The 18592-nt window shown below is 65.9% G+C and carries 4 protein-coding genes and 1 pseudogene; all 5 read right to left on the reverse strand.

The genetic code is table 11. The features are described from left to right. Nucleotides 1-13 precede the first annotated feature (13 nt). Nucleotides 14-1168 (reverse strand): DUF2827 domain-containing protein, encoded by a 1155-nt coding sequence (locus tag WT60_RS24870; protein ID WP_038752725.1) that lies wholly within the window; start codon nt 1166-1168, stop codon nt 14-16. Then, on the reverse strand, nt 1165-5634 hold the full coding sequence (locus tag WT60_RS24875; protein WP_100185440.1) for a YadA-like family protein: 4470 nt from the start codon (nt 5632-5634) through the stop codon (nt 1165-1167). Before WT60_RS24875 ends, WT60_RS24870 begins: the two co-directional genes overlap by 4 nt. 1014 nt (nt 5635-6648) lie before the next feature. Then, nucleotides 6649-8518, reverse strand: a pseudogene (locus tag WT60_RS24880) (tetratricopeptide repeat protein). Nucleotides 8519-8781: 263 nt separating this feature from the next. Beyond that, the gene (locus WT60_RS24885; protein WP_052144998.1) at nt 8782-9093 is read right to left on the reverse strand and encodes a hypothetical protein; all 312 of its coding nucleotides are present in this window, start codon (nt 9091-9093) and stop codon (nt 8782-8784) included. A gap of 155 nt (nt 9094-9248) precedes the next feature. Further along, nucleotides 9249-17648 carry a YadA-like family protein gene (locus tag WT60_RS24890; protein WP_100185441.1) on the reverse strand — a complete coding sequence of 2800 codons (8400 nt, stop codon included), beginning with the start codon at nt 17646-17648 and terminating at the stop codon, nt 9249-9251. Between the last annotated feature and the right edge of the window lie 944 nt (nt 17649-18592).

Below are 18592 nucleotides of genomic sequence, written 5' to 3' on the forward strand. Positions count from 1 at the left end.
TCCGGGAATAGGCTTAGGCGAACAGACGCGCGACATACGCGTCGAGGTTGTCACGGTTGTCGATCGAGACTTCGCGCAGCAGCGCGTCGGCGTGGCGGCGATAGTCGTCGAGATGCGCGTCGTGATGGCGCCACGCGTGCAGCAGCGCGCGGCCGCCCGCCGCGGAATCGAATTCCGGGTAGTAGTAGCCGGCGTCGCCGAGGCGCGGCGAGTTGTGCACGAGCGGGTAGCCGCCGTACAGCACGTCGTAGTACAGATAGTTCTGCGCGTTTTCCCACTGGTGCGAGATCACCGCGTCGCCGTGCTGCGCGAGGAACGACGGCAGATCGATGCGCGGCTCGAAGGTCGCCTTGTGCTGGCGGACGAGATCGAGACTGTTCGCGAAATGGACGAACGTCCGATGCTCCTTCATGTGCAGCGAGTTGACGACGAACAGATGCTCGACCGCGTCGGGCTGCGCGCGGTGGAATTCGTCGGCGGCGAGCATCGGGTAGTGGCAGGTCTTCACGACCGAGATGTTCGGCTCGAGGATCGACAGCCGCCACTTCGCGCGGCCGGGCGCATAGCCGAAGCGCAGGCCCTCGGCCTCGAGCTGGCGCGCGCGGCGCTCGATGAAGTACGGCGACCAGATGTGCGGCATCAGATGGACGGGCGCCCGCAGCAGCGTGCGCAGCAGCGGCATCGCGGTCTTTTCGTACTGGGGCAGCGTCCAGGCTTCGTCGAACGGGCCGCCGTTGAAGATGTGGCCCGACGGCCGGCCGAACATCGGCGTCTCGCAAAGCCCCGCGTACGTGTGCCCGACGAAGCAGACGACGAGCTTCTTGCCGAGCGCCTTCATGTACTTGAGCCAGTCGACGGGCAGCTGCGCGCCCATCTCGATCACGACGTCGAGCGCGTGCGACACGTCGCGCGGGTTCACGAGCGGCACGTCGAGGCCGCCGAGATCGAGGCCGGCGGGCAACGCTTTCGCGTCGCCGCCGTTCAGGAAGTAGATCGGGCCGACCCGCTCCGACTTCCTGAGCATCATCGCGAGGAACGCAATGTTCTGATGAATGCCGTTTTCCCAGATCGCCTGGCCGTCGCGGGCGAAGAGCGAGATGCCGACGGCCAGGCGCTTGCCGGGCGCGTCACGCGGCCCGGTCGATGAAGAGTGGACGGAGTCGATCACCAGCTATATCCATATCCTGCACCGAAGGTCTTGTTCTGCCCCGACACGCCGATGCCCAGCTTGAGAATGCCGTTGGTTGTCACATGCGCGCTCGCGCCGAATGCCATCCCCGACTGACCTGCGAAGCGCGCGACGCCGACGGCGACGTTGATCGTCTTGCCCGGCTCGACCTGCGGCAGCATCGTCAGCGCGGTGGCGGCCGCGATGCCCTGACGGGCCATCGAATCGGTTTGCTGCAGCGCTTGCTGAGTCTGGGTCAACTGCGAGCCCAGATTGTTGATCTGGGACTGCTGGCCCGTCAGCGATTGTGACATAGAAGTGGACAGCGCATTCAACTGGTTGACGTTGACCGCGTCGGTGCCTTCCGTGCCGGCGGCGACGTTCGTGACCTGCCGCTGCTGCGTCGAGCTGCCGACCGAGACGACGTTCGAGCGGCCGCCGTCGGTCGAGCCCGCGCCGATCGCGACCGAGTTCGAGCCGGCCGTGACGGACGGCGCGGTGGCGTTCGGCGCGCTCATGTCGGCGGCGATGCCCGTGCTCGACGGCAGCGAGCGGATGACGTTGGTCGTGCTGTTGACGATCGTCGTCGACAGCGACGTGAGCTGCGTGCTGATGTTGGTCACGCTCGTCGACAGCGACGCGACGCTGGTGTTCGTCGTCGACAGGCCGGTGGACAGCGAGCCGATGCCCGTGGAAGTCGACGTGGACAGCGACGCGACGTTGCTGTTGGTCGTCGACAGGCTGGTGGACAGCGAGCCGACGGCGGTCGAGGTCGACGTGGAGAGCGACGCGACGTTGCTGTTGGTGGTCGACAGGCCGGTGGACAGCGAGCCGACGGCGGTCGAAGTCGACGTGGACAGCGAGGCGACGTTGCTGTTGGTCGCGGCGAGGCCGGTCGACGCCGACGTGGAGAGCGACGCGACGCTGCTGTTGGTCGTGCTCAGGCCGGTGGACAGCGAGTTCACGTAGGTGAGCGTCGACGTGGACAGCGACGCGAGGTTGCTGTTGGTCGTCGCGAGACCGGTGGACAGCGAGCCGATCGAGCTCAGCGCGGACGAGAAGGTCGTCGAGGTCGACGTGGAGAGCGACGCGACGTTGCTGTTCGTCGTGCTCAGGCCGGTCGACAACGAATCGACGCTGGTCGAGGTCGAGGTCGAGAGCGAGGCGACGTTACTGTTGGTCGTGCTCAGGCCAGTGGACAGCGAATCGACGCTAGTCGAAGTCGACGTGGACAGCGAAGCGATCGAGCTGTTGGCCGACGACAAGCCGGTCGAGGTGGAGGTCGACAGTGAGGTCAGGCTGCTGTTGGTGGTGCTGAGGCCGGTGGACAGCGAATCGACGCTAGTCGAAGTCGACGTGGACAGCGAAGCGATCGAGCTATTGGCCGAGCTGAGGCCGGTCGAAGCCGACGTCGAAAGCGAAGTGACGTTGCTGTTGGTGGTCGACAAGCCGGTGGAAAGCGAATTGACGCCGCTTTGCGCGGTGCTGATGCCCGACGAAGCAGAAGTGGACAGCGAGGTCAGCGAGCTGTTGGTGGTGCTGAGTCCGCTGGACAGCGAGCCGATGCCCGTGGAGGTTGACGTGGACAGCGACGCGACGTTGCTGTTGGTCGTGCTCAGGCCAGTCGACAACGAATCGACGCTGGTCGAGGTCGAGGTCGAGAGCGAAGCGACGTTGCTGTTGGTCGTGCTCAAGCCAGTCGACAACGAGCCGATGCCGGTCGACGTCGAAGTCGAGAGCGAGGCGATCGAGCTATTGGCCGAGCTGAGGCCGGTCGAAGCCGACGTCGAAAGCGAAGTGACGTTGCTGTTGGTGGTCGACAAGCCGGTGGAAAGCGAATTGACGCCGCTTTGCGCGGTGCTGATGCCCGACGAAGCAGAAGTGGACAGCGAGGTCAGCGAGCTGTTGGTGGTGCTGAGGCCGGTGGACAGCGAGGCAACGTTGCTATTGGTCGTCGAGAGTCCCGTCGACAACGAACCGATGCCGGTCGACGTCGAAGTCGAAAGCGAAGCGACAGTGCTGTTGGTGGTGCTCAGACCGGTCGACAACGAATCGACGCTGGCCGAGGTCGAGGTCGAGAGCGAAGCGACGGAGCTGTTCGCCGAGCTGATACCCGACGAAGCGGAGGTGGACAGCGAGGTCAGCGAGCTATTGGTGGTGCTCAGGCCGCTGGACAGCGACGCGACGTTGCTGTTGGTCGTGCTGAGGCCCGTCGACAACGAGCCGATGCCGGTCGACGTGGAAGTCGACAGTGAAGCGATCGAGCTGTTGGCCGAGCTGAGGCCGGTCGAAGCCGACGTCGAAAGCGATGCGACGTTGCTGTTGGTGGTCGACAGGCCGGTCGACGCAGAGGTCGAGAGCGAAGCGACGGAGCTGTTCGCCGAGCTGATACCCGACGAAGCGGAAGTGGACAGCGAGGTCAGTGAGCTGTTCGTGGTGCTGAGGCCGGTGGACAGCGAGCCGATGCCCGTGGAAGTCGACGTGGACAGCGAGGTGACGGTGCTGTTCGTCGTGCTCAAGCCGGTCGACAACGAGCCGATGCCGGTCGACGTGGAAGTCGACAGTGAAGCGATCGAGCTGTTGGCCGAGCTGAGGCCGGTCGAAGCCGACGTCGAAAGCGAAGCGACGTTGCTGTTGGTGGTCGACAAGCCGGTCGACGTGGAGGTCGACAGAGACGCGACGGAGCTGTTCGCCGAGCTGATGCCCGACGAAGCAGAAGTGGACAGCGAGGTCAGCGAGCTATTGGTGCTGCTGAGACCGCTGGACAGCGAGGCGACGTTGCTGTTGGTGGTGCTGAGGCCGGTGGACAGCGAGCCGATGCCCGTGGAAGTCGACGTGGACAGCGAGGCAACATTGCTGTTGGTGGTGCTCAGGCCAGTCGACAACGAGCCGATGCCGGTCGACGTCGAAGTCGAGAGCGAAGCGATCGAGCTATTGGCCGAGCTGAGGCCGGTCGAAGCCGACGTCGAAAGCGATGCGACATTGCTGTTGGTGGTCGACAGCCCGGTGGAAAGCGAGTTGACGCCGCTCTGCGCGGTGCTGATACCCGACGAAGCGGAAGTCGACAGCGAGGTCAGTGAGCTATTCGTCGTGCTCAGGCCGGTCGACAACGAGCCGATGCCGGTCGACGTGGAGGTCGAGAGCGAAGCGATCGAGCTATTCGCGGAGCTGAGGCCGGTCGAAGCCGACGTCGAAAGCGATGCGACATTGCTGTTGGTGGTCGACAGCCCGGTGGAAAGCGAGTTGACGCCGCTTTGCGCGGTGCTGATGCCCGACGAAGCGGAAGTGGACAGCGAGGTCAGCGAGCTATTAGTGCTGCTCAGGCCGCTGGACAGCGAGGCAACGTTGCTATTGGTCGTCGAGAGTCCCGTCGACAGCGAGCCGATGCCGGTCGACGTCGAAGTCGAAAGCGAAGCGATCGAGCTGTTGGCCGAGCTCAGCCCAGTCGAGGCGGACGTCGAAAGCGAAGTGATCGAGCTGTTGGCCGACGACAATCCCGTCGACGCGGAAGTCGACAGCGAAGTCAGGCTGCTATTGGTCGTGCTGAGGCCGGTGGACAGCGAGCCGATGCCGGTCGAAGTCGACGTGGACAGCGACGCGATCGAGCTGTTGGCCGACGAAAGCCCGCTCGACGTCGAAGTCGACAACGAAGTCAGGCTGCTATTTGTAGACGACAGCCCGGACGACAGCGAGGCGACGTTGCTGTTGGTGGTGCTCAGCCCGCTCGAAAGCGAAGTGATCGAGCTATTGGCCGACGACAAGCCCGTCGACGTCGAAGTCGACAACGAAGTCAGGCTGCTATTTGTAGACGACAGCCCCGTCGACAGCGACGAGATCGAGCTGTTGAACGTCGACATGCTGCTCGACAGCGAGCTGATGCCCGTCGAGGCCGACGTCGACAGCGAATAGAGCTGGCTGCCGTTGATCGCCTGCGAGCTCGTCGCCGTGACGGCGCCCGCCGCGACGCCCGACAGCAGCACGCCGCCCGTCGGGCCCGCGCCTGCGACGTTGCTCATCGTCAGCGTGTTGCCGTTCGTGCCGCCCGTGCGGAAGTAGATGTTGCCGGTGCTGCCGTTCAGGACGACTTGCGTGTCGTCAGCCGACAGGCCGATCCAGTCGGTCGTCGAGCCGGGCGTGACGCCGCCCGCCCACGACCCGATGCCGGTCGTGCAGGGCGACGTCAGCGAGGCGCTCGCGCCGTAGCCGGTATACGTCGGAAGAACGCCGTTGTTGTAGTTCGCGCACATCACCGAGTTCGATTGCGCGAATGCGGCGGGCGATGCGACGAGGCTCAGGCCGAATGCCGCCAGCGCCGCGACGGAGATGCCGCGCAGCCGCGTCCAGATCGGGCGGACGGAGGCGGTCGCGACGGCGGTCGCGCCGCCGCGACGCCCGTTCGTGTGCTCCGATACCGCAACCCAGCTCCGCGTGGTCTCGCACCAGATGGTTTTGTAGATCTTGTTCATCTCCGCCCTTTTTGCAATCGAACCGACTAAGAAAGTGACCGCACTTTGTTCCGTCTGAAGATCTCGGTCGGTCGACTGGGCGCCGGAGTTTTTCGGCCGCTTTTAAACACGCTTCGATCATCGAACTGTTGTTTGCAGCCGCGATTCTATTTATGTGTTGGTTAGCGGACTGACAAGAACTGTAAAAAGGAATTGAATTTATTGTTAATAATCGTCAATCCGTCTTTTTAATTTGATCGGCCAGTTCGATTCGATTCGCCGGGATTCGTTGAATAAACGTATGACGATTCCGGGGTGAATGGCTCGGGCCTTGGTGCGCGGGGCTTCGGGAGGGAAGTGAGAGGCGGCTGCGGATTTTGTCCGGGTTGTAAATTATTTAAATGAAATCGCCGGGCGGCAATCGCCATTTAATTTCAATTTGCTTTCTGATTTATAAATATTGGTTTTCGCTTGCCGGTGGCTGGCGGTAATGAATTTTAATATTCGATGCTGGATTTAGAGTTGAGGTTCTACTTGGTCTGGGCGCGCGAGGCATTTGTCCGATTTTTAACGGGAAATCCCGAATTGCGTTTTGCCGCCGTGCGCCGGCATCGCGACTGCCGCGCGCGGCGATCTTGCTGCGCGCCTGGTATTTCCCGATAGTGCCGGCACGCGCGGCGCGATGGCGACGAAGCGCGCGACGGTGGCGCGCCGCGCGACCGCCGGACGCATGCGACGGCTTTCCGGACAACGGGGCGCCCGGCGAAAGGCGGGCGCACGGCATCGTTCTACGGCGACCGGGCGCGGATCGCGGTTTCGTCGGAGCGCGTGCGCGTGCCACCGCGTGCGTCACGGCAAGCGGCGCGAGGGCTGCGCGAGCATCGATGCGCTTGCCGCCCGACCGCCCGACCGCCCGACCGCCCGACCGCCCGACCGCCCGACTGTCCGACTGTCCGACCGCGCCGACCGCGCCGACCGCGCCGACCGCGCCGACCGACTGACCGACTGACCGACTGACCGCGCGTGCCGGCCGCGCTACGCATTCGTCCCGCGCGATGCATTGCGCTTTCGCCGCGACGCGCGGCACGAGCGCGGCTGTCCGTCCGCGGCCGCCAGCGCGGCCAGATCGTCGCGCACCCGGTCGAGCGCCGCCGTCCAATCGCGATACCGGGTTTGCCGATATAGCCGGATCGAGCGATACCACGGGCTGTCGTCGCGATCGATCGACCAGACCCAGTGCGGATTCACGTCGAGCAGCAGCCAGGTCGGCCGCCCGAGCGCGCCCGCGAGGTGCGCAACCGACGTGCAGACGGTCACGACGAGATCCAGATTCGCCAGATAGGCGGCCGTATCGTCGAAGGTCGGCAACCCGGCCGTGTGATCGATTACGTCGAGCCCCGCCGCGCGCATCGTTTCGACGTCGCGCGCGCCGTCGACCTGAAGGCTGTGGAACGCGACGCCGGCGACGTCGCGCCATGCGCGCGCAAGCGCTCGGATCGAGCGCGCGCAGCGGGTTGCGCTGGTGCGTCCGGCTGCCGCTCCAGACGAGCCCGACGCGCAGCCGGCCGTCGGCGGGCAGCCGCGCCGCCCATCGCGCGGCGCGCGCCCGATCCGCGAACAGGTAGCCGTGCGCCGACGGAATCGTGTCGGGCCGCACGCCGAGCACGAGCGGCGCGCTGCCGACGGGCAGATGGCGGTCGAACGCCGGCGCCGGCGCGCGTCGTGCGGCGCGATGCGCATCGGCGCATTGGCGCATCGGCGCGCCGGCGAAGCTGCGCGCGAGGAGCGTCTCGAGGCCGGCGAAGCATGCGAAGACGACGCGGCCGCCCGCGCGTGCGGCCCGCTCGGCGACGACCGGCGCGAAGCGCGCGAACTGCAGCGCGTCGCCGAATCCCTGCTCGCCCCATAGCATCAATGTCTTGCCCGCAAGCGGCTCGCCCTGCCATTGCAGCTCGGCAGACGGGCGCGGACGATCGCCGAGCTCGCGCGCGCCGCGCCAGCGCGCCTCGTGATTGAGCCAGCCGTTCGCGTAGTCGCCGTGCAGCAATTGCAGCATCGCGAGCGACCATTGCATGACCGGATCGTCGGGCGCGCCTCGGTGCGCCTGCGTCGCCGCGGCGAGCGCGTCCGGCCAGCGCTGCCATTCCTTCAGCGCATTCGCGCGCGCGAGTTGCGCAATTGAGTAGCCCGGGCCGAGCGCACACGCACGCTCGGCCGCGATCAGCGCGCGGGCCGGCTCGTGCAGCGCGAGCCACGCGTTCGAGCAGTTGCACCATGCCATCTGACTGTCCGGGTCCGCGCGGATCGCGGCTTCGGCCTGCGCGAGCGCATCCCGATGCTTGCCGGTCTGATAACGGAGGGCGGCGAGATTGTTGCGCAGCATCGGGTGCGCGGGATCGAGCGCGTCCGCGCGGCCGTACGCGTCGGCCGCAGCCGCGTATTCGCCCGCGTAGTGATGCGTGAGGCCGAGCAGGAACCACGACCGCGCGTCGGCGGGCGCGCGCTCGCACAGCGCCTGCGCGACCGTGCGGGCGAGCGCGTGTCGGCGAAGCTCGTGCAGCAGCGCGATCCATTCGGGCAGCCCGCTCGTCGCGGCCGGATCGGCGCGATGCGCGGCGTCGAACGCGAGCTGCGCGCGCTCGGGCTGCCCGGCGAGCCGAGCGAGGCGCGCGCGTTCGAGCCACGCGGCCGCGCAAGGCGGCGTCGCGGCGAGCGCCGGTTCCAGCGCGATGGCCGCTTCGTCGAAGCGGCCGAGCAGGCGCAGCCGGTGCGCGCGGCATGCGATCGCATCGGCGCAGGCTGGGGCGGCCGCGCGCCACGCGCCGATCGCGTCGGCGGCGGCGATCAGTTCGCCGCGCTGCAATTGCGCTTGGATGTCGGCGAAACGGTTCGGGTCGGCGGGCATGACGTTCGCTCGAAAGGCCGGCGCGGCTCGATTCGCCGCCGATTACGGCGATGGTCGAGGGCCGCGGGCGGCTCAAGGTCCGAACGATATCCGATTTTGGGGCGGCTCGAAGGCGCCGCCGGGCCGGGCGAAAGCCGGCCGCGAGGCGCGCATCGCCCGACGGGCGACGCAAGGATTCGTTCACGCATCGATCGGCGCGCGCGGCGAGGTCGTCGACCGGGGTGCGGTCGTGCGCGGCGTCGCGCCGCGTGGATCGCGCCGGCTTATTGATCCGCCGGCGGCATGACGTTCGGCGTCGACGCGCAGTCGAACGTGAGGCTCGACGGCTTGCCGCGCCGATCGTCGCCGTGGAAGTCGGCGTCGCGCTCGAGCGTTTGCACGGCGCGCTCGCCGCATACGCGCGCGGCGACCTTCGTGCACGTTTCGAATTTCCCGAACGCGCCGCCGCATGCGACGCGGTAGGCGAGCGGATGGCCGGGCAGGCTCGCCTGCGTCACCGAGTAGGTCGGCCCGCTCGACGCGCTGCATCCCGCGAGCGCGGCGAGCGTCAATCCCATCCATGCGATGTGCTTCATCATCGTGTTTCTCCTGGCTGATGCGCAAACGAAGCGCGACCGGGCGCGTTCGTCGTTCCGGCCGGGCGCGCCCGATGCCGGGCCGCGGCCGGGGCGGCGTGCGCCGGCCGCGATGCCGGGCGCCGTCCGTTGCCCGTTGCCGCGCCGGCCCGTCGTTACTTCCACTGATAGAGCATGCCCGCGCCGATCACCTTCTGATTGCCGCTGAAGCCGCCGTTCACCGACGCCTTCAGGTTCTCGGTGATCCGCGCCTGCATGCCGACCGCCATCGCCTTCTGGCCGAGGAACGACGCGGTGCCGATCCCCATCGCGAAGTTCGAGTCGCGATCCATGTGCGGAATCGACGCCATCGCCGCGACCGCCGCGATGCCCTGGCGGGCCATCGAGTCGGTCTGCTGCAGTTGCTGTTGCGTCTGGTTCAGTTGCGCGCCCAGATTGTTGATCTGCGTCTGCTGCGTGGACAGCGATTGCGTCAGCGTCGTCGACACCGCATTGAGCTGATTGACGTTGACCGCGTCGGTGCCCTCCGTGCCGGCGGCGACGTTCGTGACCTGACGCTGCTGCGTGTCGCTGCCGACCGACACGACGTTCGAGCGGCCACCGTCGGTCGAGCCCGCGCCGATCGCGACCGAGTTCGAGCCGGCCGTGACGGACGGCGTCGTCGCCTTCGGCGAGCTCATGTCGGCGGCGATGCCCGTGCTCGCGGGCAGCGACCGGATCACGTTGTCCGTGATCGACGTCGACAGCGACGTGAGCTGCGTGTTGATGTTGGTCACGCTCGTCGACAGCGACGCGACGTTGCTGTTGGTCGACGACAGGCCCGTGGACAGCGAGCCGATGCCGGTCGAGGCCGACGTGGAGAGCGACGCGAGGTTGCTGTTGGTCGACGACAGGCCCGTGGACAGCGAGCTGATGCCGGTCGAGGCCGACGTGGAGAGCGACGCGAGGTTGCTGTTGGTCGACGACAAGCCCGTGGACAGCGAGCCGATCGCGGTCGAGGTCGACGTGGAGAGCGACGCGAGATTGCTGTTCGTCGCGTTCAGGCCGGTCGACAGCGACGCGACGTTGCTGTTGGTCGCATAGAGCTGGCTGCCGTTGACGGCGTCGGTGCTGGTCGCGGAGATGCGGCCGGCGGCGACGTTCGTGACCTGACGCTCGGCGCCCGGCGCCCCCACGCTGAACACGCCGACCGGTGCGCTTCCGGCGAAGCCGCCGAACGTGAGGCCGCCGACGGTCGCGGACGCGACGGGCACGGCCGCCGACGTCGTCGCGCCGTTGCCGATCGCGACCGAGTTGTCGATGTTCGCGACGGCGTTCGGTCCGATGGCGACGCTGTTCGCGCCCGTCGCGACGCTGTCCGGATCGGTCGAGTTCGCGTGGAAGTACTTGATGCCGTTCGCGTTGATGCTGTCGATCGCTGCGCCGACGCTGCTGTTCGTCGTGGTCGTGCCGTTGGCGTTGTACGTCGTGTACGACGGCGCGGAGATCGTGCCCGTTGCCGGATCGTACGTCGCGCCGCCGCCGAGCGCGGCCGCGGTGCTGTTGCCGAGGTTGGTCGTGTTCGACGTGATCGAGCTGATGCTCGTCGACAGCGAGCCGATGCCGGTCGAGGCCGACGTGGACAGCGACGTGAGGCTGCTGTTGGTCGACGAGAGGCCGGTGGACAGCGAACCGATGCCGGTCGAGGCGGAGGTCGACAGCGAGGCGATCGAGCTGGTGGCCGAGCTCAGGCCCGTGGAGGTCGACGTGGAGAGCGACGTGAGGCTGCTGTTGGTCGACGAGAGGCCGGTGGACAGTGAACCGATGCCGGTCGAGGCGGAGGTCGACAGCGAGGCGATCGAGCTGGTGGCCGAGCTCAGGCCCGTGGAGGTCGACGTGGAGAGCGACGCGAGGCTGCTGTTGGTCGACGAGAGGCCGGTGGACAGTGAACCGATGCCGGTCGAGGTCGACGTCGACAGCGAGGCGACCGTGCTGTTCGTGCTGCTGAGGCCCGTCGACAGCGAACCGATGCCGCTTTGCGCCGAGCTGAGGCCCGACGACGTCGAGGTCGACAGCGACGCGAGCGAGCTGGTGGTGCTGCTCAGGCCGGTCGACAGCGACGCGACGTTGCTGTTCGTGGTCGACAAGCCGGTGGACAGCGAATCGATGCCGCTCTGTGCGGTACTGATGCCGGACGACGTGGAAGTCGACAGCGAGGCGGTGGAGCTGTTCGCCGAGCTCAGGCCGGTCGATGTCGACGTGGAGAGCGAAGCGACGTTGCTGTCGGTGGTCGAGAGACCGGTGGACAGCGAGCCGATACCGGTCGACGTGGAGGTCGACAGCGAGGCGATCGAGCTATTCGCGGAGCTCAGGCCCGTCGACGTCGAAGTCGAGAGCGACGTGACGGTGCTGTCGGTGGTCGAGAGGCCGGTGGACAACGAGCCGATGCCGGTCGACGTGGAGGTCGACAGCGAGGCGATGGAGCTGTTCGCCGAGCTCAGGCCGGTCGACGTCGACGTGGAGAGCGATGCGACGGTGCTGTCGGTGGTCGAGAGGCCGGTGGACAACGAGCCGATGCCGGTCGACGTGGAGGTCGACAGCGAAGCGATCGAGCTATTCGCGGAGCTCAGGCCCGTCGACGTCGAAGTCGAGAGCGACGTGACGGTGCTGTCGGTGGTCGAGAGGCCAGTCGACAACGAGCCGATACCGGTCGACGTGGAGGTCGACAGCGAGGCGATCGAGCTGGTGGCCGAGCTCAAGCCCGTCGACGTCGACGTCGAAAGCGACGTGACAGTGCTGTTGGTGGTCGACAGGCCAGTCGACAGCGAACCGATGCCGGTCGACGTGGAGGTCGACAGCGAAGCGATCGAGCTGGTGGCCGAGCTGAGGCCGGTCGACGTCGACGTGGAGAGCGACGTGACGGTGCTATCGGTGGTCGACAGGCCAGTCGACAGCGAACCGATGCCGGTCGACGTGGAGGTCGACAGCGAAGCGATCGAGCTGGTGGCCGAGCTGAGGCCGGTCGATGTCGACGTGGAGAGCGATGCGACGGTGCTATCGGTGGTCGAGAGACCAGTCGACAGCGAACCGATGCCGGTCGACGTGGAGGTCGACAGCGAAGCGATGGAGCTATTCGCGGAGCTCAAGCCGGTCGAGGTCGACGTGGACAGCGACGCGACGGTGCTATCGGTGGTCGAGAGGCCGGTGGACAGCGAGCCGATACCGGTCGACGTGGAGGTCGACAGCGAGGCGATCGAGCTATTCGCGGAGCTCAGGCCCGTCGACGTCGACGTGGAGAGCGAGGCGACGGTGCTATCGGTGGTCGACAGGCCGGTGGACAGCGAGCCGATACCGGTCGACGTGGAGGTCGAGAGCGAAGCGATCGAGCTATTCGCGGAGCTCAAGCCGGTCGACGTCGACGTGGAGAGCGAAGTGACGGTGCTGTCGGTGGTCGAGAGGCCGGTGGACAACGAGCCGATACCGGTCGACGTGGAGGTCGACAGCGAGGCGATCGAGCTATTCGCGGAGCTCAGGCCCGTCGACGTCGACGTGGAGAGCGAGGCGACGGTGCTATCGGTGGTCGACAGGCCGGTGGACAGCGAGCCGATACCGGTCGACGTGGAGGTCGAGAGCGAAGCGATCGAGCTATTCGCGGAGCTCAAGCCGGTCGACGTCGACGTGGAGAGCGAAGTGACGGTGCTGTCGGTGGTCGAGAGGCCGGTGGACAGCGAGCCGATACCCGTCGACGTGGAGGTCGACAGCGAAGCGATCGAGCTGTTCGCGGAGCTGAGGCCCGTCGAGGTCGACGTGGAGAGCGAAGTGACGGTGCTGTCGGTGGTCGACAGGCCGGTGGACAGCGAGCCGATACCGGTCGACGTGGAGGTCGAGAGCGAAGCGATCGAGCTATTCGCGGAGCTCAAGCCGGTCGACGTCGACGTGGAGAGCGAAGCGACGGTGCTGTCGGTGGTCGAGAGACCGGTGGACAACGAGCCGATACCGGTCGACGTGGAGGTCGACAGCGAGGCGATCGAGCTATTCGCGGAGCTCAGGCCCGTCGACGTCGAAGTCGAGAGTGACGTGACGGTGCTGTCGGTGGTCGAGAGGCCAGTCGACAGCGAACCGATGCCGGTCGACGTGGAGGTCGAGAGCGAAGCGATGGAGCTATTCGCGGAGCTCAAGCCGGTCGACGTCGACGTGGAGAGCGACGTGACGGTGCTGTCGGTGGTCGAGAGACCGGTGGACAGCGAGCCGATGCCGGTCGACGTGGAGGTCGACAGCGAAGCGATCGAGCTGTTCGCGGAGCTCAAGCCCGTCGAGGTCGAGGTGGAGAGCGAAGCGACGTTGCTGTCGGTGGTCGAGAGGCCGGTGGACAGCGAACCGATGCCGGTCGACGTGGAGGTCGACAGCGAAGCGATCGAGCTATTCGCGGAGCTCAAGCCGGTCGACGTCGACGTGGAGAGCGACGTGACGGTGCTATCGGTGGTCGACAGGCCGGTGGACAGCGAGCCGATACCGGTCGAGGTGGAGGTCGACAGTGACGCGATCGAGCTATTCGCCGAGCTCAGGCCCGTCGACGTCGAAGTCGAGAGCGAAGCGACGTTGCTGTCGGTCGTCGACAACCCCGTCGACAGCGACGCGATCGAGCTCGAAGCCGAATCGAGTTTCGATGCGACGGCGTAGAGCTGGCTGCCGTTGATCGCATCGGTGCTGGTCGCCGTGACCTGGCCGGCGGCGACGTTCGTGATCTGGCGCTCCGCGCCCGGTGCGCCGACGCTCACGACGCCCACCGGCGCGCTGCCGGCGAACGTGCCGAGCGTGGTCGAGCCGACCGTCGCGCTGCTGGTGGGGGTGGCCGCGGCCGTCACCGAATTCGCGCCGAGCGCGACCGAGTTCGCCGTGGCGGCCGTCGCGCCCGTGCCGATCGCGACGGCGTCGGCGCCTGTCGCGACGCTGTCCGGCCCCGTCGAGTTCGCGTGAAAATACTTGATGCCGTTCGCGTTGATGCTGTCGATCGCCGAACCGACGCTGTTGTTCGTCGTGGTCGTGCCGTTGGCGTTGTACGTCGTGTACGACGGCGCGGAGATCGTGCCCGTCGCCGAGTTGTAAGTCGCGCCGCCGCCGAGCGCGGCCGCGGTGCTGTTGCCGAGATTGTTGGTCGTGGTCGTGACCGTCGACAGGCCCGTCGACAGCGAACCGATGCCGGTCGACGTGGAGGTCGACAGCGAGGTCAGCGAGCTGTTGGTGGTGCTCAGGCCGCTGGACAGCGAAGCGACGTTGCTGTTCGTCGTGCTCAGGCCCGTCGACAACGAATCGACGCTGGTCGAGGTCGACGTCGAAAGCGAGGCGACATTGCTGTTGGTGGTCGACAAGCCGGTCGACGTGGAGGTCGACAGCGAAGCGACGGAGCTGTTCGCCGAGCTGATACCCGACGAAGCGGAAGTGGACAGCGAGGTCAGTGAGCTGTTGGTGCTGCTGAGGCCACTGGACAGCGAAGCGACGTTGCTATTCGTCGTGCTGAGGCCCGTTGACAACGAGCCGATGCCGGTCGAGGCGGAGGTCGAAAGCGAAGCTACGTTGCTGTTGGTGGTCGACAGTCCGGTGGAAAGCGAGTTGACGCCGCTTTGCGCGGTACTGATGCCCGACGAGGTGGAAGTGGACAGTGAGGTCAGCGAGCTGTTCGTGGTGCTGAGGCCGGTGGACAGCGAGCCGATGCCGGTCGACGTGGAGGTCGAGAGCGAAGCGATCGAGCTATTGGCCGAGCTGAGGCCGGTCGAAGCCGACGTCGAAAGCGAAGTGACGTTGCTGTTGGTGGTCGACAAGCCGGTGGAAAGCGAATTGACGCCGCTTTGCGCGGTGCTGATGCCCGACGAAGCAGAAGTGGACAGCGAGGTCAGCGAGCTGTTGGTGGTGCTCAGGCCACTGGACAGCGAAGCGACGTTGCTGTTCGTCGTGCTGAGGCCGGTCGAAGTCGACGTCGAAAGCGAAGCGACATTGCTGTTGGTGGTCGACAAGCCGGTCGACGCAGAGGTCGAGAGCGAAGCGACGGAGCTATTCGCCGAGCTGATGCCCGACGAGGCGGAAGTCGACAGCGAGGTCAGCGAGCTATTCGCGGAGCTGAGGCCGGTCGAAGCCGACGTCGAAAGCGAAGCGACATTGCTGTTGGCGGTCGACAGTCCGGTGGAAAGCGAGTTGACGCCGCTCTGCGCGGTGCTGATACCCGAGGAAGCGGAAGTCGACAGCGAGGTCAGCGAGCTATTGGTGCTGCTGAGACCACTGGACAGCGAAGCGACGTTGCTGTTCGTCGTGCTCAGGCCCGTCGACAACGAGCCGATGCCGGTCGACGTGGAAGTCGACAGTGAAGCGATCGAGCTGTTGGCCGAGCTGAGGCCGGTCGAAGCCGACGTCGAAAGCGAAGTGACATTGCTGTTGGTGGTCGACAGTCCGGTCGACGTGGAGGTCGAGAGCGAAGCGACGGAGCTGTTCGCCGAGCTGATACCCGACGAAGCGGAAGTCGACAGCGAGGTCAGCGAGCTATTGGTGCTGCTGAGACCACTGGACAGCGAAGCGACGTTGCTGTTGGTGGTCGACAGCCCGGTGGAAAGCGAGTTGACGCCGCTCTGCGCGGTGCTGATACCCGACGAAGCGGAAGTGGACAGCGAGGTCAGCGAGCTATTGGTGCTGCTGAGACCACTGGACAGCGAAGCGACGTTGCTGTTCGTCGTGCTGAGTCCGGTGGACAGCGAGCCGATGCCCGTGGAAGTCGACGTGGACAGCGAGGCAACATTGCTGTTGGTGGTGCTCAGGCCAGTCGACAACGAGCCGATGCCGGTCGACGTCGAAGTCGAGAGCGAAGCGATCGAGCTATTGGCCGAGCTGAGGCCGGTCGAAGCCGACGTCGAAAGCGATGCGACATTGCTGTTGGTGGTCGACAGTCCGGTGGAAAGCGAGTTGACGCCGCTTTGCGCGGTGCTGATGCCCGACGAGGCGGAAGTGGACAGCGAGGTCAGCGAGCTGTTCGTCGTGCTCAGGCCCGTCGACAACGAGCCAATGCCGGTCGACGCCGACGTCGAAAGCAAAGCGACAGTGCTGTTGGTGGTCGACAAGCCGGTCGACGCAGAAGTCGAGAGCGAAGCGACGGAGCTATTCGCCGAGCTGATGCCCGACGAGGCGGAAGTGGACAGCGAGGTCAGCGAGCTGTTCGTCGTGCTCAGGCCCGTCGACAACGAGCCAATGCCGGTCGAGGCAGAGGTCGACAGCGAAGCGATCGAGCTGTTGGCCGAGCTGAGGCCGGTCGACGCCGACGTCGAAAGCGAAGCAACATTGCTGTTGGTGGTCGACAAGCCGGTTGACGCAGAGGTCGAAAGCGAAGCGACGGAGCTATTCGCCGAGCTGATGCCCGACGAAGCGGAAGTCGACAGCGAGGTCAGCGAGCTGTTCGTGCTGCTGAGCCCCGTCGACAACGAGCCGATGCCCGTCGACGCCGACGTCGACAGGCTTGCGATGCTGCTCGCCGTCGTGCTCATGCCGGTGCTCAGCTGCGAAACCGTCACCGCGTCCTGCGGCGCGGAGCCGTCGGCGACGTTCGTGATGCGGCGAAGGGCGGTCGCGCTGCCGACCGATACTTCGGACAGCGGCGCCGCGGTGCCCGTCAGGTAGCCGGTGCCGGTCGGTGCCGACGCGCCGGTCACGCTGCCCGCGCCGATCGCGACGCTGTTCGTGTACGCGGCCGAGCTGTTGTTGCCGATCGCGACCGAGCCGGTGCCGGCCGCCGTTGCGCCGGTGCCCGCCGCGACCGAGTTGTCGCCCGTCGCGACCGCCTGCGTGCCGAGCGCCGACGCCGCGGAGCCGCTCGCGAGCGCGCCGTTGCCGAGCGCCGATGCGTTGGTGTTGGTGGCCGAGGCCAGATTGCCGATGGCGAGCGCCGGGTTCGAGGTGGTGTTGGTCGCGAGCGCGCCGTTACCGATCGCGATGCCGTTGATCGTCGACACCGTCGAGCTCGTGCCCATCGCGATGCCGCCCGTCGCCGCCGCCGTCGTGTTCGCGGACCGGCCGATCGCGATCGAGTTGTTGCCGAGCGCGGCCGACCCGCCCGTGCCGCTGCCGTTGCCGCCGCCGATCGCGATCGCGCTCGTGCCGGACGCCGTCGCGTCGTTGCCGACCGCGGTCGCGCCCGTGTTGAGCGCCTTCGAGCCCGAGCCGATGCCGATCGCGCTGTTGCCCGTCGCGGTCGACGCCTGGCCGAAAGCCTGAGAGTAGTTGCCCGAGGCTGTCGCGTTCGCGCCGATCGCGATCGCGGTCGAACCCGATGCGGTCGTGGTGCTGCCGGCGCCGCCGCCGATCGCGATCGCCTGAGCGCCCGTCGCGCAAACCGACAGGCTGCAGCTGGTCGTCGATACACCGCCGACCGCGTATTGCGCTTGCGCGGCGTCGATGCCGCCGCCCGCGACCAGCACGGCGGCGACGATCGCTTTCGCGACGGCCGACTTGTTCGGCTTGCCTCGGGCGGACGAGATTTCCGAAGCGGCGACCCACGCGCCAAGCGCTTCATTCCAGATTGAGCGATACGAGCGATTCATACGAAAGTAGCCTCCGAGGGCTGGCGCAACACGGCAGAGTGATTCGTCTGACCAGGGAGTCCGTGCTCGCGCTATTTGAGTTTGGTGGCCGGAGTCTATTTGATCGGCGTATTTGCAACTTAAAAGGATTGCAAAGTTCGGTTTGAAAATAGTTAAAGAAAGTTTGATGCGCGTGCGCCTTGGGTGGTCGGTTTGCGTCGATTGAAAAAGTAATACGAATGTGTATGGCGCTTGGGGCGATGCTCGCCTTGTCCAGGTAGGGCAAGGGATGCCCGGGATCGATGGTTCGAAATGCGCTGCCGGGGGCGAGCGTAAAGATACGGCGATCTCGCGCAAAACGTTTGCGCCTGACATTTGTCTTTCTATTTGTAATGATGTTTTAAATATGTCTTTGGGGTCGGCGTTTTGAATCTGGTTAATTGATTAATTAAATTGTCTATTCTGGAAATCATTGTTGATTTAATTCGGCCTCGTATCCCGATATTCAATGAAGTTCGTTTGTCCGTTGGTGCGCCGGATCGTGCGCTGTCACGTCGGGCGGGCGTCTGCGGGGTGTAGGGGGCGAGGCGATCAATTGCTCGTCTTGTGCACAAATTGTCCGAGAAATGTCGGCGATGCTTCCAAGTCTCTTGCTCACAATTACGCGTCGCCGGTGTAATTGCCGGGCATCGTTACCTGTCTGATACGCTTTGTCACAATGCTTTCGTATTGCTTGTGCACCCGCGGATTGTCGAGCAGCTAGCGATAGATGCGAAAAACGGCTCGTAATCGAGCAAGAACGTGGACGAATGCCGAACGCTTGCGCGCAACGCTGCGACGCCGCCTGCCGCTTCCGGTGCGGTATTTTTTGCCGAGCGTGACGTGGGGCGCGGCGGTTTTTAATCGTGTGATCAGGCGTTCGTAATGTATCGTTTTCGCGACGATCGACCGTGGCGTGCGCGGCA

This window comes from Burkholderia sp. MSMB617WGS, from assembly GCF_001532025.2.
GTDB classification, from domain to species: Bacteria; Pseudomonadota; Gammaproteobacteria; order Burkholderiales; family Burkholderiaceae; genus Burkholderia; species Burkholderia savannae.